The following is a 22,114-nucleotide window of genomic DNA, read 5'->3' as shown; positions in this document are numbered from 1 at the left end:
TGGCCTATTCTGGAGGTGTGAGCGATCCCGGCCCCATCACCGACAATCGCGCCGAGCGCGTTCTCGCCTACATGTTCGCCGCCGTCGTGGGTCTCTCGATCATCTGCTTCTTCGCGGTGATGATCGGCACCTTCTCCGGCGTGACCCGCGAAGAGATGGGCTCGGGCGTCTGGCCGATCGTCACGATGCTGCCGTGGTTCGGCCTGCCGATCGCCTTCCTCCTCCTCATCACACTGCTCATCGTCAACGGCGTCCGCCGAGCCCGCTCCACCCGAGCCGGATCGAGCTGACCCGACACGATGCTCGAGCTCGCCGCACGACTCCGCGGGCTGTCGCGAGACTCCCTCGCAGCAGCACTGCATTCGCGCGAGTTCGAGACCTCCGGAGTGCGTGACCTCTTCGACCTCGCCGAGGTCGTGCTGGCGCCCGATTCCATCGACCAGGCGGTGAGCCGTCTCGACCGCCGCCGGCTCGCCGTGCTCGCGACCGCCGTCGAGCTGACGGCCGATGGCGACACCACGGTCGAGGCGGTCCGTCGCGAGCTGGAGCGGCACGCGGCATCCGCCGAGCTGTCGGATGCCGCGGGCGAACTGCTCGACGCACTGACCGATCTGCTGCTCGTGGTGCGCGTCGACGACCGCATCCACGTTCCGACGGCGGTCAACGCGCGGGTCGCGCCGCGACTCGGCGACGACCTGCCGACCGTGGCCGAACTCGCGACGCCCGCCCCGCCCGTGCTCGTCTCCGCCGACGACGTCGATCGCACCATGATCGATCGGCGTGCCGCCGAGACGGCGTACGCGACGGTCGCTGCGACCGCCGAAGTACTCGCCGCGCTCGGCACCCAGCCCGCACGGGAGCTCGCCAAGGGTGGCCTCGCGCTTCCCGACTCGAAGCGACTCGCCGAGGCGAGCGGTATCGCGCTGGAAGGCCTGCCTCGGCTCTTCCACCGCGCCGAAGAGGCCGGGCTCGTGGTGCGCGAAGGCGCATTCTGGCTCGAGTCGGAGCCCGGGGCGGCGTGGTCGCTCGAGTCGGCGGAGGGCCGGTGGCGGCGCCTGGCCGAGTGCTGGCGCGACCGCATCCCCGAGGCCCTGCGCGAACTCGTGGCCCGCCGCAGCGAGTCGCTCACGGCGAGCACCCTGCGCGACGACGTGCGCTGGTTCTACCCCGCGGGCGGGCACTGGCTCGACGAGGGACTCGAACGTCTCATCGACGAGGCCGAAGCGCTCGGACTCGCGGTCGCGGGCGAGCCGGCGCCGACCGCCCTGCTCGTGCTGGCGGGCGAACTCGATCAGGCCGCGGCACGACTGTCGGCGCAGTTCCCGGCCCAGGTCGACAAGGTCTACCTGCAGCACGACCTCTCGATCGTCTCGCCCGGGCCGCTCGAACCCGCGCTCGATGCCAGGCTGCGCAGCTTCGCCGACGTCGAGGGCCGAGACCTCGCCTCGACGTATCGGGTGAGCGCGGCATCCCTCAACCGCGGACTCGCGGCCGGCGAGACGGCCGACTCCATCCTCGACTTCCTCGGCCGGCTCTCGCTCACGGGCATCCCGCAGCCGCTCGCCTATCTCGTGGGCGAAGCGGCCTCGAGGTTCGGTTCGCTCCGGGTCGCCCTGGCCGATCCGGCGGACGCCCCGGCGCGGGCCGCCGTCCGTTCCGACGACGAGCAGCTCGTGCGCACCCTCGCCGTCGACCAGTCGCTCGTCTCGATCGGCCTGCGGCAGACCGGCCCGCACCGGCTGCTCTCCCGGTTCGCCCCCGAGGTGGTGTTCTGGGCGCTCTCCGACGCCCGGTACCCCGTGGCCGCCGAAGACGCGGCCGGCAACATCATCCGGCTGCGCAGGCATCACCTCGCGGCGGCACCCGAGCCCGCCCCGAAGACCGACCCGATCGAAGCGCTACTCGACCTCGTGCTCGCCGAGGGCGAGGGCGGTCCGACCGAAGAGGCCTGGCTGGCACGGCAGCTCGAGGCGGCGGCTCGTTCGAAGGAGACGCTCACGGTCACCGTGCGAATGCCGAGCGGCGACACCGCCGACTACCTGCTGGCCCCGGCGAGCGTGGCCAATGGGCGGCTCCGCGCCCGCGACCGCAAGGCCGACATCGAGCGCACGCTCCCCCTGTCGGCCATCGCGGCCGTGTCGCCTGCACCGGCGGGCAGCTAGAGGATTCGAGGTCGGGCAGCCGGCGGATTCGCGCCTCTACCCGGGAGCATTCGTGCCCGGCCCGGAGGCTTCGCGCCCGGCCCGGCCCCTCTCCGGTGAACCGGGCGTAGACTGGACCGCTATGTCAGACGGCCCACTCATCGTGCAGAGCGACCGAACCGTCCTCCTCGAGGTCGCGCATCCGCTCGCCGAAGACGCCCGGCACGATCTCGCCGTGTTCGCCGAGCTCGAACGGGCCCCCGAGCACATGCACACGTACCGCATCACCCGCCTCGGGTTGTGGAACGCCCGGGCCGCCGGTCACGACGCCGATGACATGCTGGCGACCCTCGAACGGTACGCGAAGTTCCCGGTGCCGCAGACGGTCGCCGTCGACATGCGGGAGACGGTCGGCCGCTACGGCCGCCTCGTGGTCGACCGCACCGACGACGGCGCCCTGCGCCTGCACAGCGACGACATCGCAGTGCTCACCGAGGTGGCCTCCGCGAAGCGCATCGCGCCGTTGCTCGCCGAGCGCCTCGACGACCAGAGCTTCCTCGTCGCCGCGTGGGCCCGCGGCGCCCTCAAGCAGGAACTCGTGAAACTCGGCTGGCCGGCCGAAGACCTCGCCGGCTACACGCCCGGCACGCCCCACCAGATCGACCTCGAGCAGGCCGACTGGCACCTGCGCGACTACCAGCAGAAGGCCATCGACAACTTCTTCGACGGCGGCTCGGGGGTCGTCGTGCTGCCCTGCGGCGCCGGCAAGACGCTCGTCGGCGCCGGCGCGATGGCCACCGCGAAGACCACGACGCTGATCCTCGTGACGAACACCGTCTCGGCCCGCCAGTGGCGCGACGAACTGCTGAAGCGCACGAGCCTCACCGCCGACGAGATCGGCGAGTACTCGGGCCAGGTGAAGGAGGTCAAGCCCGTCACGATCGCGACGTACCAGATCCTGACCGCGAAGCGGAAGGGCGAGTACGCGCACCTGGCCCTGCTCGACGCACTCGACTGGGGGCTCGTCGTCTACGACGAGGTGCACCTGCTGCCCGCGCCGGTCTTCAAGCTCACCGCCGAGTTGCAGGCGCGGCGCCGGCTCGGCCTGACCGCGACCCTCGTGCGCGAAGACGGTCGAGAGGGCGACGTCTTCAGCCTCATCGGGCCGAAGCGGTTCGACGCGCCGTGGAAGGAGATCGAGGCCCAGGGCTTCATCTCGCCCGCCGCCTGTTACGAGGTGCGCATCGACCTTCCGCAGTCCGAGCGGCTCAGCTATGCGGCATCCGCCGACGACGAGCGCTACCGGCTCGCCGCGACCGCGCCGGCGAAGCTCGGCGTCGTGAAAGAGCTCGTGGCCAAGCACGCCGGTGAGCGCATCCTCGTGATCGGCCAGTACCTCGACCAGATCGACGAGCTCGCGACGGCGCTCGGCGCCCCGCAGCTCACCGGCTCGACGCCCGTCGACGAGCGCGAGCGGCTGTTCCAGGAGTTCCGCGACGGGCGCACGCCCGTGCTCGTGGTCTCGAAGGTCGCGAACTTCTCGGTCGACCTGCCCGAGGCGACGGTCGCGATCCAGGTCTCCGGATCGTTCGGCTCACGCCAGGAGGAGGCGCAGCGACTGGGGCGGCTCCTGCGACCCAAGGAGTCGGGCCTCAGTGCGAACTTCTACACGCTCGTCGCCCGCGACACCGTCGACCAGGACTTCGCGCAGAACCGGCAGCGGTTCCTCGCCGAGCAGGGCTACAGCTACACGATCCTCGACGCGCACTCGCTCGAAGCGGCGTGACCCGCGCTCGCCCTCAGTCGCGCAGATAGCGCAGCAGGAGCAGATCCCCGGCGGGGATCGCGTGCACGAGGCGCATCCTCCGCTGCAACTCCGGAACGCCGCGCACGATGCGCCCGGCCGAACCGGCGACCAGCATCGGGCTGAGCGAGAGGCAGAGCTCGTCGACGAGGTCGGCTTCGAGCAGCGAGCCGAAGAGGTGCGGCCCGCCCTCGCAGAGCACCCGGCGAAGCCCGCGCTCGGCGAACACGTCGAGCATGCCGCTCACGTCGACGGCACGCTCACCGACGACGAGGACGTCGGCCACCTGCTCGAGCGCCGCACGTCGCGCGGTGGGAGCCGCCGCGTGGGTCACGACGATGGGGCGCGTCACAGCCTCCGTGAAGAGCGCCGACTCGGGGTCGAGCTCGAGCGATGAGGAGATCACGGCGAAGCGGGGCTGCTCGGGCAGTCCGCGGGCGACCCGCCATGCGACATCCGCCTCGCCCACTGCCAGCCCGGCATAGCCTTCGGCGCGCACGGTGCCGGCACCGACCAGCACGAGATCGGCGAGCGTGCGCAGCACCTGCATCGCGAGCCGGTCGTTCGCATCGCCGAGGCCTCCGCTGCGCCCCTCGACGGTCGCCGCGCCGTCGAGGCTCGAGACGAAGTTCATGCGCACCCGCCGCGCCTCGTCTTCGGGCAGCGCGTAGGCCGCGAGCAGGTCATCGCGGTCGAGCACCTGCGGCTCGGCGCTCATCGGTTGTGCTCCAGGAAGGCCGGCTCGCGCCAGCCCTCGATCGCCGCGACCATGCGCATCGCGTCGACGGTCTCGCGCACGTTGTGCACCCGCACGATGCGGGCGCCCCGCATGACGCAGTACACGGCGGCCGCGATCGAACCCTCTATGCGCTGCTCCCGCGGCCGGCCGAGGCTCTCACCGACGAAGTCCTTGTTCGAGAGCGCCACGAGGGTCGGATACCCGAGACTCGTGATCTCGCCGAGTCGACGGGTCAGCTCGAGCGAGTGCAGCGTGTGCTTGTTGAGGTCGTGGCCCGGGTCGACGATGATGCGATCGGATGCCACGCCCCGCGACTCGGCGAGGGCGACGCGTTCGGCGAGGAACGCCGACACCTCGGCGACGACATCGTCGTACCGCGGAGAAGGGTACGGTGTACGGGGTTTCGCGAGGCTGTGCGTGACGACGATCGTCGCCCCCGTCTCGGCGACGACGTCGGCCATGGCCGGGTCGTGGATGCCGGTCGTGTCGTTGACGACATGCGCGCCCGCCTCGATCGCCGCCCGGGCCACCTCGGCATGGAACGTGTCCACCGAGATGACGGCGCCCGAGCCGGCGAGCGCGGCGACGACCGGAACCACCCGATCGATCTCCTCGGCCGGCGGAATCGCCGGGCCCGGTGCGAACTTCGCACCCCCGACGTCGATCCAGTCGGCGCCCTGCTCGATCGCCAGGGTCGCGGCGTCGACGGCGGCGTCGAGCGCCTCGGTGCGCCCCCGGTCGTAGAACGAGTCGGGGGTCCGATTCACGATCGCCATGACGGCGACCTCGCGCGCGAAGTCGAACTCGCGCGGGCCGATGCGCCGGATCACGTGTGCAGCATTCGCCATGCTGCCGAGTCTTCCACGCCCGCTGCGACGCGCCCAGCGCGTGACGTCCGACGCACCGTGTTTCGCAACCCTCGAAGAATATTCAGCCAAGTTCCAGCTGATGCGCAGAGAATTGTCACATGAGCGACGGACCACGCATTCTCATCGTCGACGACGAGCCCAACATCCGCGACCTCCTCACGACCAGCCTCCGCTTCGCCGGATTCGCGGTGCGCGCCGTCGGCAACGGCGCACAGACCATCTCGGCCGTGCTCGAGGAAGAGCCCGACCTCATCATCCTCGACGTCATGCTGCCCGACATGAACGGCTTCGGCGTCACCAAGCGCTTGCGTTCTGCCGGCTACACCGCCCCGATCCTGTTCCTCACCGCGAAAGACGACACCGAAGACAAGATCACCGGCCTCACGGTCGGCGGCGACGACTACGTCACCAAGCCGTTCAGCCTCGACGAGATCGTCGCACGCATCAAGGCGATCCTCCGCCGCACGATGCACGCCGAAGAAGACGCGGTGATCCGCACCGGCGAGCTCACGATGGACCAGGACACGCACGAGGTGCTCGTCGGCGACGTGCCCGTCGAGCTCTCCCCCACGGAGTTCAAGCTGCTTCGCTATCTCATGCTGAACCCCAACCGCGTGCTCTCCAAGGCGCAGATCCTCGACCACGTCTGGGAGTACGACTTCAACGGCGACGCCGGCATCGTCGAGAGCTACATCTCGTACCTGCGCCGCAAGCTCGATCAGCACTCGGCGGAGCCGCTGATCCAGACGAAACGCGGATTCGGCTACATGCTGAAGTCCTCAAAGCCCTGACTCAGGAACCGCCACCTAGACTCGGCCAGCCATGAATCAGATCTCCGAGCGGTGGAACCGCATCTCACTGCGAACCAAGATCACGGGTGTCACCGTGCTCATGCTGACGCTCGGGCTCCTGGTCTCCGGAATCGGCACCGCGGCGATGCTCCGCTCGTACGTCGACGCGCAGGTCAAAGACAAGCTCGAGGCCATCGCATCCGGCGACCTCCGCAAGTACATGACCGACGAGAACGGGGTGCCGAGCGACGAGGACGACCTCAACGACCTGACGTTCCGGCCCGACCTCGACGTGTTCGTCGCCGTCTACGACGAGCAGACGGGCAAGCTCGAGAACAGCAACTGGGGCGATCGAGACGAATCCGAGCTTCCGAAACTGCCCGAGACGCTCACCACGGCACTCGTCGATGCGAGGAACGCCGACGGGTACGAGGTCTTCACACTGCGCGACGGCGACGGGAATCCGACGTTCCGGGCCGTCACCGCGCTCATGTACGCCGACGAGCACGGCAACCTTGCGCCGATCATCGTGGCAGTCTCCTCGAAGGACAACGAGCAGCTGCTCGCGATGTACCTCACGATCTTCTTCGGGTTCGGGTTCGGGGTCGTGCTCGTCGGCGCCCTGCTCACCCGAATGCTCGTGACTACGACGTTCATGCCGCTCCGCGAGGTCGAGCGCACCGCCGCGGCCATCGCCGACGGCGATTTCAGCCAGCGCCTCGGCGGTGCCACGCCGAACACGGAGGTCGGGCGATTGACCCGCTCCCTCAACACGATGCTGAACCGCATCGACCGGGCGTTCCGCGATCGCGCACGCACGATCGACCAGATGCGTCGCTTCGTCGGCGACGCCTCGCACGAGCTGCGCACGCCGCTCGTCTCGGTGCGCGGCTACGCCGAGCTCTACCGCATGGGCGCCCTGCAGACGCCCGAAGAGGTCGGGCAGGCGATGGAGCGCATCGAGAAGGAGGCCATCCGCATGGGCGGCCTGGTCGAAGACCTGCTCGCACTCGCCCGGCTCGATGAGGCGAAGCCGCTCGAACTGACCGAGGTCGACCTCGTGCCGCTCGCCAGAGACGCCGCCCTCGACACGATGGCCGCCCACCCCGACCGTGTCATCACGGTGATCGCGCCCGAAGACCTGAGCGAAGCGGCTGCCACGGGCGGGCCGGCCCCCGATCTCGAGGTCGAGCTCGATGCCGTCTCCGACCGCCCCACCACGCTGACCGGTCCGATCTCGTTCGCGGGTGCCACGCTCGCGCGCTTGCGCGGGCGTCGCCCGAAGGGTGAAGCCACGACCTCGACGGGCAGCCGGCGCGCGGCTTCGAAGGGGGGCGGGTCGCCCTCCACGTCGAAGCGCGCCGCCCGCGCAGCGGCGTCGGCGTCGTCTTCGGCGGCCACGTCACCGACGGCGGCGGTGCCGACCGCGAGCACGACCGCCGTGGAGGTCACGCGCAAGCCGGTGCGCCGCACGGTGGTGCTCGCCGAGGAGAACAAGATCCGCCAGGTGATCACGAACCTGATGGGCAACGCGATCCGGTTCACGGCACCCGAGAGCCCCATCGAGATCCGCATCTCCGTCGACGAGTCGGCGGAGCGCGCGATGATCGAGGTCGTCGACCACGGCGAGGGCATCCCCCCGCAGGTCCGGGAGAAGATCTTCCAGCGCTTCTGGCGTGCCGACACCTCGCGCACGCGTGAGACCGGCGGGTCCGGACTCGGCCTCGCGATCGTCTCGTCGATCGTCTCGGCGCACAACGGCACGGTCGACGTCGTGGAGACACCCGGCGGCGGGGCGACGTTCCGCGTCTCGCTGCCGCTCGCCGGGTCGGCCGCGGCGCCGCAACCGGTCGCCGCAGACTGAACCCGTCCCGCCCGGTCACTCTGCCTCCACAGGCGGCGTGAGACCGCTGCCTCCCCCGACCGCGGCTCCGACCAGGTCGGCGCGCGCGTCCCTTCCGTAGCGTGTGAACACACACCGAACGAAAGGGGCCGAGATGGCCGTCTACCAGGTCGATGCCGAGCAGGTGTCCGCCGCGACCCAGACCGTGCAGGGCACGATCGGGCGCATCCAATCCGAAGTGGCCTCGCTGCTCGGGCAGCTCACCGGACTGCAGTCGTCCTGGTCGGGTCAGGCCTCCGCCGCCTTCCAGGGCGCCGTCGCCGATTGGCGCGCCACCCAACTCCAGGTCGAGGAGAGCCTCGCCGGCCTGAATCGCGCCCTCGGAGTCGCGGCCGTGCAGTACTCCGACGCCGAGCAGTCGAACGCCCGCCTCTTCTTGCGCTGACACGCCGGTTCGCGGCCGCTCAGCGCCCTCCTGAAGCCCGGTTTCGATGGTCTCGTGCACGAAGAGCGGCCTGAACGCGCAGAACGGCCATTCACCCTCGGCGCGCAGGCGCATAGCATGGAAGCGAGACGTCGCCCCGATGACGGCGCCCCGACCTACGAGTGAGGGAGCGATGATGTCCGAATCGAACCGACCCGCTGACCGGCAGTCACCAGACGAGGCGGGCCTGCCCGCCGACGCGGTCGAACCCACCGACGACCTCGAGGGCAGCTACACCGAGGTCGACGGCGAAGAGCCGCACGAGCGCACGGTGGCCGGTGAGTACACGCGCACCGACGGGGTGTCCGATGACGAGTCGGTCGTCGGCGACTACACCTCGACCGAGGAGCATCCCGACGAACACGATGCGGCCGAACGTCACGGCAAGTTCATCCGCAACGATCCGGGCAAGCCGCACCCCGGAATGCACCACATCTGACGGCGGCGTCTCGGCCGAGTCGCGAACAGCCTGAACCGCGATCGGCCGAGACGCGATCAGCCCGAGGTGCGATCAGCCCGAGGTGCGATCGGCCCAGGGTGCCGGGCAACGCGGCCCGACCGACCTCGTCGGTCGAGCTGCGTCCCTGGCGAGCCGGGCGCCCGCCGCCTCGAGCCACCGGAGCGGATCCGCCATGGCCGCGGCTGCGTCGTCTGAAAGCTCTGCCAGCGCGACGGATGCCGCGAACCCTCGCGGCTCGGCCGTGATGGCGCCGGCGACGAGGGCGACCGGCACCCCGGCCTCCGCCGCGAGGCGGGCCACCTCGCTCGGCGCCTTACCGGCCTCGGATTGGCCGTCGAACCGGCCCTCGCCGGTGACCGCGAAGGCGGCACCGTCGAGATCGCGCGCGAGTCCGATCGCACCGGCGACGAGCGCGGCACCGCCGCCCATCTCGGCGCCCCACGCGAGGAGGCCGAAACCCGTACCGCCCGCGGCACCGGCTCCCTGCGCCTCGGGCGAGACCCCCGGAACCAGTCGCGCGAATCGCGCGAGGTTGACGTCGAGCACGTCGACGGCCGCTGCATCCGCTCCCTTCTGCGGACCGAACACGGCCGCTGCACCGAGGGCGCCGAGCAGCGGGTTCGTGACGTCACCGACGATCAGCGCGCCGCCGACCGGCAATGGGCGGAGCCCGGAGAGATCGACCCTCGCGAGCCTGCCGAGCCCTCGGTTGCCGAGCCGCACCGGCCGCCGCTCGGCATCGAGGAATCGAGCACCGAGCACCGACAACGCACCGACCCCGCCGTCGGTGCCGGCACTGCCGCCGAGCCCGAGCAGCAGTCGATCGACGCCCGCGTCGAGTGCGGCGGCGATCGCCTCGCCGAAGCCTGCCGTGTGCGCGTCGAGGGGCGCGAGCGGATCGAGGAGGGTGATGCCCGAGGTCGCGGCGAGCTCGACGACCCCCGTGCCGTCGGGCAGCCGCAGCCAGTGCGTGTCGACCGGCTGCGACAACGGCCCGCGCACCGTGACGGGAACGCGCCGGGATGCCGGCACCGCAGCCTCGAAGGCGTCGAGCGTGCCCTCGCCGCCATCGGCCATCGGGCGGAGCACCAGCTCGTCATCAGGTCGCACGGCGTGCCAGCCGCGGGCGACGGCTGCCGCGGCATCCGCGGCGCTCGCCGTGCCCTTGAACGAGTCGGGGGCGATGACGACGCGACTCACCGCGCGTCCGCCGTCGGTACGGGCACTCGGCGGGCGAGCGGGCGAACGGCTCCCGGGCCGGTGTCACGGCCCGAATCGCCCAGGATCACGGCACGCATCCGGCCTCCTCGCGTTCTCGGGCATGGTACCGCGCGGCCGGCGGCCGCCGGGCGCGGCATCCGCCTCGCCGCTGCGAAGCCGTCGAAGCTCCGCCGGGCGTGCCGCGCGATAGAGTCGAGCCGCCCGAAAGGCGAGAACAGTGCGGGAGGGCCCATGACCGAGAGCGGCAGGACGGCCGGCCCGCGCCCGCCGTCGACGCTGCACGATGTCGCCCGCGAGGCGGGCGTTTCTCTGGCGACGGCCTCACGGGCGCTCAACGGCAGCACCCGGAAGGTCAATGAGCTGCTGCGGCAACGCGTGCTCACCGCCGCGTCGAAGCTCGACTACTCGCCGAACCTCTCGGCCCAGGCCGTCGCACGCGGAACGTCGATGACCGTGGCACTGCTCGTCGCCGACATCGCCGATCCGTACTACTCCCAGATCGCCGCCGGCGTCGTGGGCGAGGCGGACCACGAGGGCCTTCTCGTGACGATGGCCGCGACCGAGCGGGACGCCGTGCGGGAGCTGGATCTCGTGCGCAGCCTCAGGGGCCAGCGTCCCCGGGTCATGATCCTCGCCGCATCCGGTCGCGATGCCGGCCCCACCTCGGATGCGCTCGCCGGCGAACTGCGCGCCTTCGAGGCGAACGGCGGCCGGGTCGCCTTCATCAGCACCGACGAGTTGCCGTTCCGCACGGTGCGGCTCGATCACACCACGGGCGGCGAAGCCCTGGCGCACGCGCTCGTCGGCGCCGGCTACCGGCGGTTCGCGGCGATCACCGGCGCGGCTCACCTCCGAACGCCCGGCGATCGCCTGACCGGGTTCGTGGCGGGCCTCGCGGCCTCCGGTCTCGCGATCGATCCCGACCGCATCGTGCGCACCGGCATCACCCGCGACGGCGGCTACGACGGCATGCGCACCCTCATCGAGCGCGAACTCGGCGACACCGAAGTCGTCTTCGCCGTCAACGACGTCATGGCGGTGGGCGCGATGTCGGCGATCCGGGACGCCGGGCTCGTGCCCGGCCGCGATGTCGCCGTCGCAGGGTTCGACGACATCCCGACCGCGCGCGACGTCACGCCACCGCTCACGACCGTGCGCATCCCGCTCGAGGAGGTCGGCCGCCGGGCGCTGCGCCTCGCGCTCGGCGAGGCGATCGAGACCGACGAGCTGCCCGTGCCGATCGAGGTCGTGCTGCGCGAGTCGACGCCCGTGCGCCCGCGGTGACCCGCCCGAGCGACGCCGAGTGACGCCGAGCGACGCCTGCTGAGCCCCCGCCGACCTCCCGCTGCACTCGCGAGCGCCCCGACTACGATGGATTGATGTCGTTCGACCTGCAGGGTTTCCCCGCCGATTCCGAGGCACTGGCCACGCTCGCCGCGAGAGGACTCGCGTACCGTCTCGTCGACACGAGCGATGCCGCCGCGACCTCAAAGTGGGTGGAGGCCGATTTCCGGGGCTTCCATCACTCCCGTCCGCGCCAGATCGACCTCGACTTCGACTTCGGGCTTCTCGCCGAGCGCCGGGTGCACGGCGTGTACGACCCGACCATCGCCGAGCCGGCCGTGCCGGTCGCGACCGTGTCGAGTTGGCCGACCGGGCTCAGCGTGCCCGGCGGTCGCAGCGTCGACGCGTGGGCGGTGAGCTCGGTCACGGTCTCGCCGACGCACCGGCGTCGCGGCATCGCCCGGGCGCTCATGCTGGCCGAACTGCAGAACGCCCGCTCAGCCGGCGCGGCCCTCGCGATGCTCACCGCCACCGAGGCGACGATCTACGGTCGATTCGGCTACGCCCCGGCCGCGCGCGCCGCGACGGTCTACGTCGATCGGCGGCGGGCGCACTGGATCGGCGCGGATGTTCCGGGTCGCGTGCAGTTCGTCGATGCGGCGGCCATTCGCGAGATCGCCCCGGCGATCGCACGACGCGCCGTCGCGCGCACCCCCGGCGAGATCGATCGCTGGCCGGCCCTGCTCGACCGCGTGCTCGGACTGCACGACCCCGAGAGCGACCGCTCTCGGTCGCGCCGCGTGGCACGCTACGACGACGAGCGCGGCCAGCCGCAGGGCTTCGCCGTCTTCCACGTGACCCGCGAGCCGAACGCGCCCGGCGTCGCGGAGTTCGACTTCCTCGCCGCCGCCACCGACGACGCCGAGCGCGCGCTCTGGCGCTTCCTCGTCGAGCAGGACTACGTGTCGGGCACCCGGGGACTGCTGCGATCGGTCGACGAGCCGCTCCCGTGGCTGCTCGATGACCCGCGCGCGATCACCGTCACCGATGTCGTCGACCACCTCTGGCTCCGCGTCATCGACCCGATCGCGGCGCTCTCGGCCCGCCGGTACAGCAGCCCCGGGCGGCTCGTGGTCGAGGTTGACGACCCGGTCGGCATCGCCGCGGGCCGGTTCGAACTCGTCGTCGACGACGGCGGTCGCGCAGAGGTCGCGGCGATCGAGTCGAGGGATGCCGCGGCATCCGTGAAGGGCGCCCGTGGCATCCGTCTCGGGGTGCGCGAGCTCGGCGCGATCTACCTCGGCGGCGTACGCCCCTCGGTGCTCGCGCGGGCCGGGCGCATCGAGGAGTCCGCACCGCGCTCCATCGATCTCGCCGAGCGCATGTTCGCCTCGACGCGCACACCGCACCTCAGCATCTGGTTCTGACGACAACCCTCGCACCGCCCACGACGCGGCACGCGACGACGCCCGTTCGCTAGATGGTGTCCTGGCGGGGGAAGACGACCTTCTCCACGATGATGATGAGCGAGGCCGCGACGGGGATCGCGACGAGCGCGCCGAGCACCCCGCCGAGCGTGCCGCCCGCGACCGCCGCGATGACGACGAGCGCGCCGGGCACGGCGACCGCACGGCTCATGATGCGCGGGCTCAGCACGTAGGCCTCGACCTGCATGTAGATCAGGTAGTAGATCGCCGCGGCGAGCGCGGTCGTCGGCGATGCGGCGAGCGAGACGAGCGAGATGATGACCGCGCCGGTCAGCGTTCCGACGAGCGGCACGAGCGAGAAGAGGAAGGCGATGAACGCGAGCAGGATCGGCGCCGGGGCGCCGATGATCGAGAGGTAGATGAGGCTCAGCACGCCGTTGATCGCGCCGAGCCCGAACTGGCCGATGACGTAGCGACCGACGGAGCCCGTGATCTCCTCGGAGACGTCGCGGTAGGCGGGGCGCGAGCTCGCGGGCACGAAGCGGGCCGCGTAGCGCTTCATCGAGTCGAGCGAGGCGAGGAAGTACAGGGTGAGGATGAGCACGATGGTCGCGCCCGTGAATCCGCCGGCGATGCCTGCGCCGACCGCGAGGATGCCGCCGCCGAGCGAACCGAGGTTCGCGGGGTCGGCGAGCCACTCGCCGGCCGACTCGATCGCGTCCTGGATCGCGTGGTCGCTGCCGCCGAGGGTGTTCAGCCACGCCACGAACCCGCTGTTCTGCACGTTCACGACGATGTCGTCCCAGTTCTCGACGATGTTCGTGGTCTGCTCGACGATGATCGGCACGATCGTCGCGATGAGACCGACGAAGATGCCGATCACCCCGGCGAACACGATGACGATCGCGACCCACCGCGCCATCCCCCGTCGCTGGAGCCAGCTCACGATCGGGTCGAGGCCGAGCGCGAGGAAGAGCGCGAGCGCGACGTAGAGGATGACCGTGCCGAGCTCGCCGATGATGCCGCCGAGGAGCACGGCGAGCAGCACGCCGAGGGCACCGACGAAGCCGATGCGGAAGGCGTGGACCTTCAGCTCTGGCGCGTGCGAGTCGCTCGAGCCCGTGATCTCCGCCGTGGTGGGCGGCGCCGGCTGCACTCGTTTCGTTCGGATCCGCATGCTTGAGACCGTAGCGGGCGACGAGGTCGACGGCACGTGCCGGGCCCGGCGAGTTCGATCCGGCGATCGCGCGATCGCACGATCGAGAGCGCCGCCGCGCCGCATCCCCGGAATGAATCCGGCGCGACGGCGTTGCTCTCTGTGTGCGATCGAGCACGCCCGAAACCCGAGGGGGAACGTGACCGAGACGACTGCCGTGGGATTCCGGTCCGAACGCGGGCCGGTGCTCATCGCCGTGATGCTGGCCACAGGGCTCATCGCGATCGACTCCACGATCCTCGCGACCGCGGTGCCCTCGATCGTCGCCGACATCGGCGGATTCACCCAGTTCCCCTGGCTCTTCTCGATCTACCTGCTCGCCCAGGCCGTCTCGGTGCCGGTGTACTCCAAGCTCGCCGACACCGTGGGCCGAAAGCCCATCATGCTCATCGGCATCGGCCTCTTCCTCGTCGGCTCGGTGCTCTGCGGATTCGCCTGGGACATGACCTCGCTCATCGTGTTCCGTGCGGTGCAGGGGCTCGGCGCGGGCGCCGTGCTGCCCGTGGCGATCACGATCACGGGCGACATCTACACCGTGCGCGAACGCGCCAGGGTGCAAGGCTACGTCGCGAGTGTGTGGGCGATCTCCTCGGTCGTCGGTCCGACGCTCGGCGGCCTGTTCTCCGAGTTCGCCTCGTGGCGGTGGATCTTCTTGGTGAACATCCCGCTCTGCCTCATCGCCGCGTGGATGCTCGTGCGCGCCTACCACGAGTCGGTCGGCCGTGAACGGCACCGCATCGACGTCGCCGGTGCGAGCGTGCTCACGATCGCGCTCACCCTGCTGATCCTCGCGGTGCTCGAGGGCGGCCAGGCCTGGGCGTGGCTCTCGTGGCAGTCGATCGGCGCGTTCGGTGTCGGCGCCGTACTCCTCGTCGCGTTCGTCTTCATCGAGCGGCGCGCCGCCGAGCCCGTGCTGCCGCTCTGGGTCTTCTCGCGGCGGCTCATCGTGACGACCTCGCTCATCGGGCTCGGCGTCGGTGCGGTGCTCATCGGCCTGACCTCCTACGTGCCGACGTTCCTCGAGGCGACCGCCGGCGCCTCCCCCATCGTGTCGGGGCTCGCGGTCGCCGCGCTGACGCTCGGCTGGCCGATCGCGGCGAGCCAGTCGGGGCGGCTGTTCCTGCGCATCGGGTTCCGCCGCACCGCGCTCATCGGGCTCGCGGTCACGGTGCTCGGCGCGGCCGGTCTCGTCGCGGCATCCGTCACGCCGAACGTCTGGACCACGGCGATCGCGTGCTTCGTCGTCGGCCTCGGCCTCGGCCTCGTGGCCTCGCCCACCCTCATCGCCGCCCAATCGTCGGTGCCGTGGTCGGAGCGCGGCGTCGTCACCGGCGCCAACATGTTCCTCCGCTCGATCGGCAGCGCGGTCGGCGTCGCGATCTTCGGCGCCGTCGCGAACGGCGTGATCGCGCGGTCGGGACTCGGCGAGCACTCCCCCGTCGCGATCCACGCCGCCTCGACCGCCGTCTTCGTGGCGGTGCTCGTCGCTGCCGTGGTCACGATCGCGGGCGCCATCGCGATGCCGAGCGCTCACGTCGACGACATCGAGCACCGCCCGGTGGCCGAGACGGCCTGAGCTTCACCGCAGCGCCGACGGCGGCACGATCTCGCCCTGCAGCGTGCGCACCCACCGCTCGCCCGTCTCGCGGAACTCCGCCCGCGTCGCGAACCGGTAGTGGTAGGCACGGGCACGCACCCAGCGGGGGGCGGCGCCGCCGAACGGGTCGGTGCGCAGGAGCGCGAGCGTCGGGGCATCCGCTTCGAGCAGCCGCGCGAGGAACACCTCGAACCACGGTTCCCACATGCGCCCGAGCGGCAGGAACCACATCAGCCAGTCGAGCCGCAGGTGATACGGCGCCCACTGCCGCGGCACGGCGCGCACCTCGCCGGGCTTGCCCTTGAACCCGTACTCCCGCCACTCGGCGGCTGAGTCGGGCGACTCGGCGAGAGTGCCCTCGACGACGATCTCGATGCGGCGCTTCGTCACCGTGCCGAAGGCGCCGTAGGCGTTCACGAGCATCCAGCGGTTGAACGACGCGTTCATGAGCTGCTGCCGCGAGAGCAGGTTGCGCACCGGCCAGAAACTCAGCACGAGGAGCAGGGCGGATGCCGCGAGCACCACGACACCCCACCAGAGCGGGGTCGCCGCGGCATCCGTGCCCAGATCGGCGGGGATCGCCGGGATCAGCCGGTGCCAGGCCGAGTCGGTGATCGCGGATGCCGCGAGCACGACGGTGATCCAGTTGAGCCAGGCGAAGTTGCCCGTCGCGATGAGCCAGAGCTGGGTGAGGATCACGATCGTCACGGCCGTCGAGCCGACCGGCCCCGGTACGAACAGCAAGAACGGCACGACGAGCTGCGCGACGTGGTTGCCGACCACCTCGCCCCGGTGGAACCACTTCGGCAGCAGGTGCGCCTGGCGGCTCAGCGGGTTCGGCATCGGCTGCGTCTCGTGGTGGTACATGAGCGCGGTGAGGTCGCGCCACTCGGGCCCGCCGCGGATCTTGATCATGCCGGCCCCGAACTCGAGCCGGAACACGAGCCACCAGACCGCGATGACGATCGTCAGCGGCGGCGGCGTCTCGTTCGACCCGAGGAACGCGACGGTGAAGAGCGCCTCGCAGAGCAGCATCTCCCAGCCGAAGCCGTAGAACGTCTGGCCGACGTTGACGATCGACAGGTAGAGCATCCAGAGGGCGAGGAAGACGAGCATGGGCACCCAGGGCGGACCGAGCTGCGGAAGCCCGATGACGACGGATGCCGCGAGCACGAGCCCGACGATCGTCACCGCCACGAGACGCCGGTCGGTGTACCCCCAGCGGAAGACGCTCGGGCCGCGCAGGCGCGGAGCGAGCCGCAGCAGTTCGGGCACCGGCAGCAGGCCGTGCTCGCCGAGGAGCGGCCGGAACTGGTTCAGCGTCGAGGCGAAGGCCACGAATGCGAGCGCCGCCACGCCGCGCTGCAACACCTGCCGCGCGATCTCGTAGTCGTGCGCCTCGAACCAGGAGGTCCAGTCCACGTGCTCACGCTACGCCCCCGCCGGCGAACGGCGTCAGCGCAGCCCGAAGCGCTCCTTCAGGGCGAGCTTCGCCGCGTACCATCCGTTCAGGCCGTGCACGGCCGGCCCGGGCGGCGTCGCGCTCGAGCACAGGTAGACGCCGTCGATCGGCGTGCGCCACGGCGCCGTCGAGACGACCGGACGCTTCACCAGCTGCCGCATCGTGATCTCGCCGGAGTAGATGTCGCCGCCGATGTAGTTCGCGTTGTATCGGCCGAGTTCCGCTGCGGAGCTCGCCGCCGAGCCGAGCACGACGTCGCGGAAGCCGGGCGCGAACCGCTCGACCTCCGCCGTCACGAGCTCGGTGGGGTCGAGCGTCGATCCCGCCGGCACGTGGGTGTAGGCCCACAGCACGTGCCGCCCCGCAGGTGCACGGCTCGGGTCGACGACGGTCGGCTGCGCCGCGAGCACGTAGGGATGCTGCGGCAGCCCGCCGCCCGCACCCGGCTGGTAGCCGCGGGCGACGGCGTTCTCGGCCGCCGCGATCTCGGCCCGGCTGCCGCCGAGGTGCACGGTCGGCGCGAGCCGCACCTCGGGGTTCGCCCAGGGCACCGGCCCGCTCAGCGCGAAGTCGACCTTCGCCACACCCGTGCCGTACCGGTACCGCCGCAGGGCGCGAGCGTAGCCCGAGGGCAACGCCGCGGTGAACAGCAGTTCGGGCGAGGTGTCGAGCAGCACCGCTCGGGAACCCGTGACCTCGGAGAGTGAGGCGACCGCGGCATCCGTCACGATCTCGCCGCCGCGCGCCCGGAGCTCGTCGGCGAGCGCGTCGGCGATCGACTGCGAGCCGCCGAGCGGCAGCCCCCATCCGACGCCATGCGCGTGCATCGCGATCAACAGGCCGGCGCCGGCCGATGCGAGCGACGGCATGCCGCCCGCGGCATGCGCGACGACGCCGGTGAAGAGTGCGGGGGCGAGGTCGCCACGGAAGCGCGCGTTCCACGCGGCGGTGCCCTGTTCGAGCGCGCGGAGCCCGAACCGGAGCGCGGCGACGGGGTCGCGCGGCACACGCAGCAGCTGCGAACCGGTGAAGTCGACCACGCCGCGGCTTCGCGCGAGGAGCGGTGCGAGCAGCTGTCGCCACGCCTCGCCGTCACGGCCGAGCCCGTCGACGGTGCGGTCGAGGTCGCGCCAGGCGAGCCCCGCCCGGCCGCCGTCGAGCGGGTGCGCGTACGACAGCTCGGGCACGACCCAGTCGACCCGATCGAGCAGGCCGAGCCGCTTGAAGACGGGTGACGCGAGGCCGGCCGGATGCACCGTCGAGCACACGTCGTGCCGGAACCCGGGCAGCGTGAGCTCGGCGGTGCGCAACCCGCCGCCGATCGTGGGAGCGGCCTCGAGCACCCGCACCGAGAGTCCGGCACGGGCGGCGAGCACCGCGGCGACGAGTCCGTTGGGCCCGCTGCCGACGACGGTGACGTCGGGGATGCCCGTCATGTGCGCTCGACAGTCATGCGCTCGGCTCGCTCACTCACTCAGAACGAATCGAGGTAGACCCACGGCAGGCGGTCCATCATCAGCCGATGCCGGTTGCCCTCGGCGTCGGGGGCGTCATCGGGCACCGCGGGCTCGCGCTCGCGGATCCGCTCGGCATCGGCGTACTCGTCGTCCTCCTGCCAGAGGATGGTCGATCCGCCGTCGGCGACCCTCGCGACGAACGGCCGCACCTCGCCTCGACGCAGCTCGTCGAGGGCCTCGTCGACGGATGCCGCGCTCGCGAGGCCGTGCAGCGTCACCCACGTGGGCGGCCAGAGCGTCATCGAGCCGGCTGCGTGGCGCTCGAGCGCGTCGACCGGGCGCAGCCACTCGGCCGCGACGACCTCGTCGGGCGCGAGCCGCAGCTCGCCGTCGGGCATGCGAACCGCGAAGAACGTCGTGGTCAGCTGCTTCGGCGAGCCCTTCGGCGGGGTCCAGTGCGAGAACGGCACGAGCTCGTCGGGGTCGAGCTCGAGGCCGACCTCCTCGCGGGTCTCGCGCACCGCGGCCCGTCGAGCGGCGTCGATGCCGTCGATCGGGTGGCCCGCGGCATCCGCTGCATCGACCGCGCCGCCCGGGAAGACCCAGGCCCCGGGGAACGACCCACGGTCGCGCGGGCGCTCGGCGAGCAGCACCTCGAGGCCTCGCTCGCCGTCGCGCAGCAGCACCACGGTCGCGGCGGCACCGGTCGCGACGGGACTCGTCAGTGATTCGAGATCGCTCTGCATGCCCTCATGCTAGGCCCGCACTCGCGCCCGCGCATCGGGTGGCCGGTACACTTCCGGCATGGATGACGGTGCCGGTCCCGGCGTGCTCGTGTCGAGGTTCGCCCGTCTGGTGCTCGCGCCGAATGCGGGGCCCATGACACTCGGCGGCACCAACTCCTACGTGCTGCGGGCGCCGGGCGCGGCCGGGGTGGTCGTGGTCGACCCGGGCCCGGCCGTGGCGCGGCACCTTGCGGCGCTCGCGAGCGCCGGCCCGGTCGAGCTCGTGCTCGTCTCGCACCATCACGCCGACCACACCGAGTCGCTCGCCGCGTTCCATGCGATGACGGATGCCCCGGTGCGCGCGATCGACCCGGCGCTCTGCCTCGGCGGGGAACCCCTGGCCGGCGGCGAACGCATCCGCGCCGCCGGACTCGAGATCGAGGTGATCGCGACGCCGGGTCACACCGCGGACTCGGCGTGCTTCTCGCTTCCGGGCGATGCGATGGCGGCGGGCGGGCCGACTGGCCCCAGCGACTCGGCCGGCCTCGTGGGTTCGGGCAGCGGCACCGGCACCGTGCTCACCGGCGACACGATCCTCGGCAGCGGAACGACGATCATCGCCGACCCCGACGGCGCCCTCGGCCCGTACCTCGATTCGCTCGAGCGGCTGCGCGCCGTCGGCACCCCCGGCCCGGTCGGCGTGCTGCCGGGGCACGGGCCGACGCTGCCCGACCTCGCCGCCATCTGCGACGCCTACCTCGCGCACCGTGCCGAGCGGCTCGAGCAGGTGCGCGCCGCGCTCCGCACGCTCGGCGCCGACGCCTCGCCCGAGGCGGTCACCGACCTCGTCTACGCCGACACGCACTCCTCGGTGCGGGGTGCCGCCGAGGCATCCGTTCGGGCGCAGCTGGCCTACCTGCGCCGGGAATCCAGCCCGTCGGAGTGAGCCGCTCGTGTCGGAGGACGCGGATCGCGTGCCTCCGACACGATTCGCGCACTCCGACGCGATCCCGCACTCCGACGCGGTCCGGGTCAGGCGACGAGCGCGAGCCCGGCGTTCCAGCCGACCTTCTCCTGCACGGCAAGCGTAAGCTGCAGGAAGCCGATGGCCTCGAGCTCACGTGCCCGGGAGAGACGGCCCGCGTCGACCGCGGCCACGCCGCCCGCTCGCACGACCTCGGCGAGGGCCTGCTTCGCGTCGTCGTCGTCACCGGCGATGAGCACCGTGGTCGGGTTCGAGCCGATGGTCTTCGCAGCGAGGGTCGCGGCGAAGTTCGTGTTGAACGCCTTCAGCACCGTCGAGTCGGGCAGGGCATCGGCGAGCTCGTTCGCAGCCGACCCGTCGGCGGGAACCACGAGCCCGTCGAAGGTCGCGAAGTCGAGCGGGTTCGTGATGTCGACGACGATCTTGCCGGCGAGCTCGGCACCGCGGGATGCCACGATCTCGGCGAGCGCGGGGTGCGGCACGGCGAGCACCACGATGTCGCCCGTGATCGGCTCGGCGCTGTCGCGCCCGATGAACTCGACGGTGTTTCCGCCCGCGGCCACGATGCCTCCGATGGCCGTGCCCATGTTGCCGTTTCCGATGATGCTGACGGTCGTCATGTCATTCCTCCCCGCGCCATTCGACGCGATTACTTGTTTCGACAACTATCACCCTACGCGCGTTCAGTTGTTGCGTCAACCATTGCGATAGACTGCTGACATGACGGATGAGACGAGGTGGCTCGCGCCTGAGGAGTCGGCCGCCTGGGTGCGCCTCGTGGCGCTCACCGAGCTGCTGCCCGGCGCGCTCGACGCGCAGTTGCTGCGCGACGCCGGACTGACGCATTTCGAGTACGCCGCGCTCATGGCACTCGCCGCGGCACCGGCGCGCACCATGCGCATGACCGAGCTCGCATCACGCACGAATGCGACGCTGCCTCGCCTCTCGCACGTCGCCCGGCGACTCGAGGAACGCGGGCTCATCGAGCGCTTCCCCTGCCCCGAAGACCGCCGCGCGACCAACGCCACGGTCACCGAGGCGGGTCTCGACGTGATCTCGGCTGCAGCGCCGGGCCACGTCGAAACCGTGCGCGCGAACGTGCTCGACGCGCTCGCCCCCGAGCAGCTCGAGCAGCTCTACGACATCGCCGGCGCCGTGCTCGCGCGACTCGATCCCGACGGGCGGCTCTCAGCCACGTCGTGCCAGTTCAGCGAGGCACCCGCCGACCGCGTGGGTTGAGGGGTTCAGCGCGGCTCGTAGGTGAGGCAGTCGGCATCGTCGGCACCGGCGCCGATGCGCACCGAGGGCGCCGTGCACTCGAGCGAGGAGTTGTGCACGCACTCGGCCCGTTGACACGCCCCGACGTGCGTGAGCACCTTGTCGAGGCCGCCCTTCCTGCCGAGCGGAATGAACGTGGCGCACTCGGCATCGCCGACCGAGCCGCCGATCGTGACCGCGGCCGCGTGGCAGTGCGAATGATCGTTGTACGAACAGCCGGCCACCGAGCATTCGGCGACGGCGGGCAGATCGTCGAGCGTCATGCTCATGGTGACCTCCAGTGCGATGAGCGGTCGTGCGTTATCGGCGATGGTACGCCCGCGGGCGTCGA

General features: G+C 71.4%; 21 protein-coding genes. 12 read left to right on the top strand and 9 right to left on the bottom strand.

Translation table 11 applies throughout. The features are described from left to right. The first annotated feature begins 17 nt into the window (after window positions 1-17). The 3 genes from DCE93_RS03165 (at window position 18) to DCE93_RS03155 (ending at window position 3,927) form a co-directional block, all read left to right on the top strand. Complete coding sequence (locus DCE93_RS03165) at window positions 18-290, top strand: multidrug ABC transporter ATPase (protein ID WP_108594602.1); 273 nt, start codon at window positions 18-20, stop codon at window positions 288-290. A gap of 9 nt (window positions 291-299) precedes the next feature. Further along, on the top strand, window positions 300-2,162 hold the full coding sequence (locus tag DCE93_RS03160; protein WP_108594601.1) for a helicase-associated domain-containing protein: 1,863 nt from the start codon (window positions 300-302) through the stop codon (window positions 2,160-2,162). Window positions 2,163-2,283: 121 nt separating this feature from the next. Further along, window positions 2,284-3,927 carry a DNA repair helicase XPB gene (locus DCE93_RS03155; RefSeq protein ID WP_108594600.1) on the top strand — a complete coding sequence of 548 codons (1,644 nt, stop codon included), beginning with the start codon at window positions 2,284-2,286 and terminating at the stop codon, window positions 3,925-3,927. Between the two features lie 13 nt (window positions 3,928-3,940). Here the strand turns inward: DCE93_RS03155 and DCE93_RS03150 are convergent, their stop codons facing one another. Together DCE93_RS03150 and folP are read right to left on the bottom strand one after the other, a co-directional pair. Further along, window positions 3,941-4,663: a pyrimidine reductase family protein gene (locus DCE93_RS03150; protein WP_108594599.1), complete on the bottom strand. Its 723-nt coding sequence runs from the start codon at window positions 4,661-4,663 to the stop codon at window positions 3,941-3,943. Further along, on the bottom strand, window positions 4,660-5,532 hold the full coding sequence (folP, locus tag DCE93_RS03145; RefSeq protein WP_108594598.1) for a dihydropteroate synthase: 873 nt from the start codon (window positions 5,530-5,532) through the stop codon (window positions 4,660-4,662). The genes DCE93_RS03150 and folP overlap by 4 nt, the downstream gene beginning before the upstream one ends. 119 nt (window positions 5,533-5,651) lie before the next feature. Here folP and DCE93_RS03140 point away from each other — a divergent pair, with 119 nt between their 5' ends. The 4 genes from DCE93_RS03140 to DCE93_RS03125 all read left to right on the top strand — a co-directional run bounded on the left by DCE93_RS03140 (window position 5,652) and on the right by DCE93_RS03125 (window position 9,110). Beyond that, a complete protein-coding gene (locus DCE93_RS03140) occupies window positions 5,652-6,344 on the top strand; it encodes a response regulator transcription factor (protein WP_022894322.1) in 693 nt (230 codons plus the stop codon). A gap of 31 nt (window positions 6,345-6,375) precedes the next feature. Beyond that, window positions 6,376-8,208 carry a sensor histidine kinase gene (locus DCE93_RS03135; protein WP_108594597.1) on the top strand — a complete coding sequence of 611 codons (1,833 nt, stop codon included), beginning with the start codon at window positions 6,376-6,378 and terminating at the stop codon, window positions 8,206-8,208. A gap of 133 nt (window positions 8,209-8,341) precedes the next feature. After that, window positions 8,342-8,632 carry a WXG100 family type VII secretion target gene (locus DCE93_RS03130; protein ID WP_108594596.1) on the top strand — a complete coding sequence of 97 codons (291 nt, stop codon included), beginning with the start codon at window positions 8,342-8,344 and terminating at the stop codon, window positions 8,630-8,632. 175 nt (window positions 8,633-8,807) lie between these two features. Continuing rightward, a complete protein-coding gene (locus DCE93_RS03125; RefSeq protein WP_146184930.1) occupies window positions 8,808-9,110 on the top strand; it encodes a hypothetical protein in 303 nt (100 codons plus the stop codon). Window positions 9,111-9,182: 72 nt separating this feature from the next. Here DCE93_RS03125 and DCE93_RS03120 read toward each other — a convergent pair whose 3' ends face one another. Next, on the bottom strand, window positions 9,183-10,331 hold the full coding sequence (locus tag DCE93_RS03120) for a glycerate kinase (protein ID WP_108594594.1): 1,149 nt from the start codon (window positions 10,329-10,331) through the stop codon (window positions 9,183-9,185). Between the two features lie 252 nt (window positions 10,332-10,583). Between DCE93_RS03120 and DCE93_RS03115 the strand changes: the two genes are divergently transcribed. Then, entirely contained in the window at window positions 10,584-11,636 is a 1,053-nt protein-coding gene (locus DCE93_RS03115) for a LacI family DNA-binding transcriptional regulator (protein WP_108594593.1), read from the top strand. Between the two features lie 95 nt (window positions 11,637-11,731). Further along, window positions 11,732-13,063: a GNAT family N-acetyltransferase gene (locus tag DCE93_RS03110; protein WP_108594592.1), complete on the top strand. Its 1,332-nt coding sequence runs from the start codon at window positions 11,732-11,734 to the stop codon at window positions 13,061-13,063. A gap of 49 nt (window positions 13,064-13,112) precedes the next feature. On the opposite strand, the gene DCE93_RS03105 is transcribed toward DCE93_RS03110, so the two are convergent. Further along, window positions 13,113-14,240, bottom strand: a complete 1,128-nt coding sequence (locus tag DCE93_RS03105) for an AI-2E family transporter (protein ID WP_108594591.1) — start codon at window positions 14,238-14,240, stop codon at window positions 13,113-13,115. A 238-nt stretch (window positions 14,241-14,478) separates the two neighbouring features. Between DCE93_RS03105 and DCE93_RS03100 the strand changes: the two genes are divergently transcribed. Further along, a complete protein-coding gene (locus DCE93_RS03100; RefSeq protein WP_244284313.1) occupies window positions 14,479-15,855 on the top strand; it encodes an MDR family MFS transporter in 1,377 nt (458 codons plus the stop codon). A gap of 3 nt (window positions 15,856-15,858) precedes the next feature. Here the strand turns inward: DCE93_RS03100 and DCE93_RS03095 are convergent, their stop codons facing one another. From DCE93_RS03095 to DCE93_RS03085, 3 genes are read right to left on the bottom strand one after another with little or no spacing between them, the layout of a single operon-like run. Continuing rightward, window positions 15,859-17,298 carry a lipase maturation factor family protein gene (locus DCE93_RS03095; RefSeq protein ID WP_108594589.1) on the bottom strand — a complete coding sequence of 480 codons (1,440 nt, stop codon included), beginning with the start codon at window positions 17,296-17,298 and terminating at the stop codon, window positions 15,859-15,861. A 33-nt stretch (window positions 17,299-17,331) separates the two neighbouring features. Continuing rightward, window positions 17,332-18,774, bottom strand: coding sequence for a phytoene desaturase family protein (locus tag DCE93_RS03090; protein ID WP_108594588.1), 1,443 nt, complete (start codon window positions 18,772-18,774; stop codon window positions 17,332-17,334). Window positions 18,775-18,812: 38 nt separating this feature from the next. Continuing rightward, window positions 18,813-19,541, bottom strand: coding sequence for an NUDIX domain-containing protein (locus tag DCE93_RS03085; protein WP_108594587.1), 729 nt, complete (start codon window positions 19,539-19,541; stop codon window positions 18,813-18,815). 58 nt (window positions 19,542-19,599) lie between these two features. On the opposite strand from DCE93_RS03085, the gene DCE93_RS03080 reads away from it, so the two are divergent. Continuing rightward, window positions 19,600-20,466: an MBL fold metallo-hydrolase gene (locus DCE93_RS03080; protein WP_108594586.1), complete on the top strand. Its 867-nt coding sequence runs from the start codon at window positions 19,600-19,602 to the stop codon at window positions 20,464-20,466. 86 nt (window positions 20,467-20,552) lie between these two features. Here the strand turns inward: DCE93_RS03080 and DCE93_RS03075 are convergent, their stop codons facing one another. Beyond that, window positions 20,553-21,125, bottom strand: a complete 573-nt coding sequence (locus tag DCE93_RS03075) for an NADPH-dependent F420 reductase (protein ID WP_108594585.1) — start codon at window positions 21,123-21,125, stop codon at window positions 20,553-20,555. A 100-nt stretch (window positions 21,126-21,225) separates the two neighbouring features. On the opposite strand from DCE93_RS03075, the gene DCE93_RS03070 reads away from it, so the two are divergent. After that, complete coding sequence (locus DCE93_RS03070; RefSeq protein WP_108594584.1) at window positions 21,226-21,744, top strand: MarR family winged helix-turn-helix transcriptional regulator; 519 nt, start codon at window positions 21,226-21,228, stop codon at window positions 21,742-21,744. Window positions 21,745-21,749: 5 nt separating this feature from the next. Here DCE93_RS03070 and DCE93_RS03065 read toward each other — a convergent pair whose 3' ends face one another. Next, the gene (locus DCE93_RS03065) at window positions 21,750-22,052 is read right to left on the bottom strand and encodes a DUF1540 domain-containing protein (protein ID WP_108594583.1); all 303 of its coding nucleotides are present in this window, start codon (window positions 22,050-22,052) and stop codon (window positions 21,750-21,752) included. Between the last annotated feature and the right edge of the window lie 62 nt (window positions 22,053-22,114).

It is taken from the genome of Agromyces badenianii (assembly GCF_003070885.1).
GTDB classification, from domain to species: domain Bacteria; phylum Actinomycetota; class Actinomycetes; order Actinomycetales; family Microbacteriaceae; genus Agromyces; species Agromyces badenianii.
This window is presented reverse-complemented; position numbering and strand designations above follow the sequence as displayed.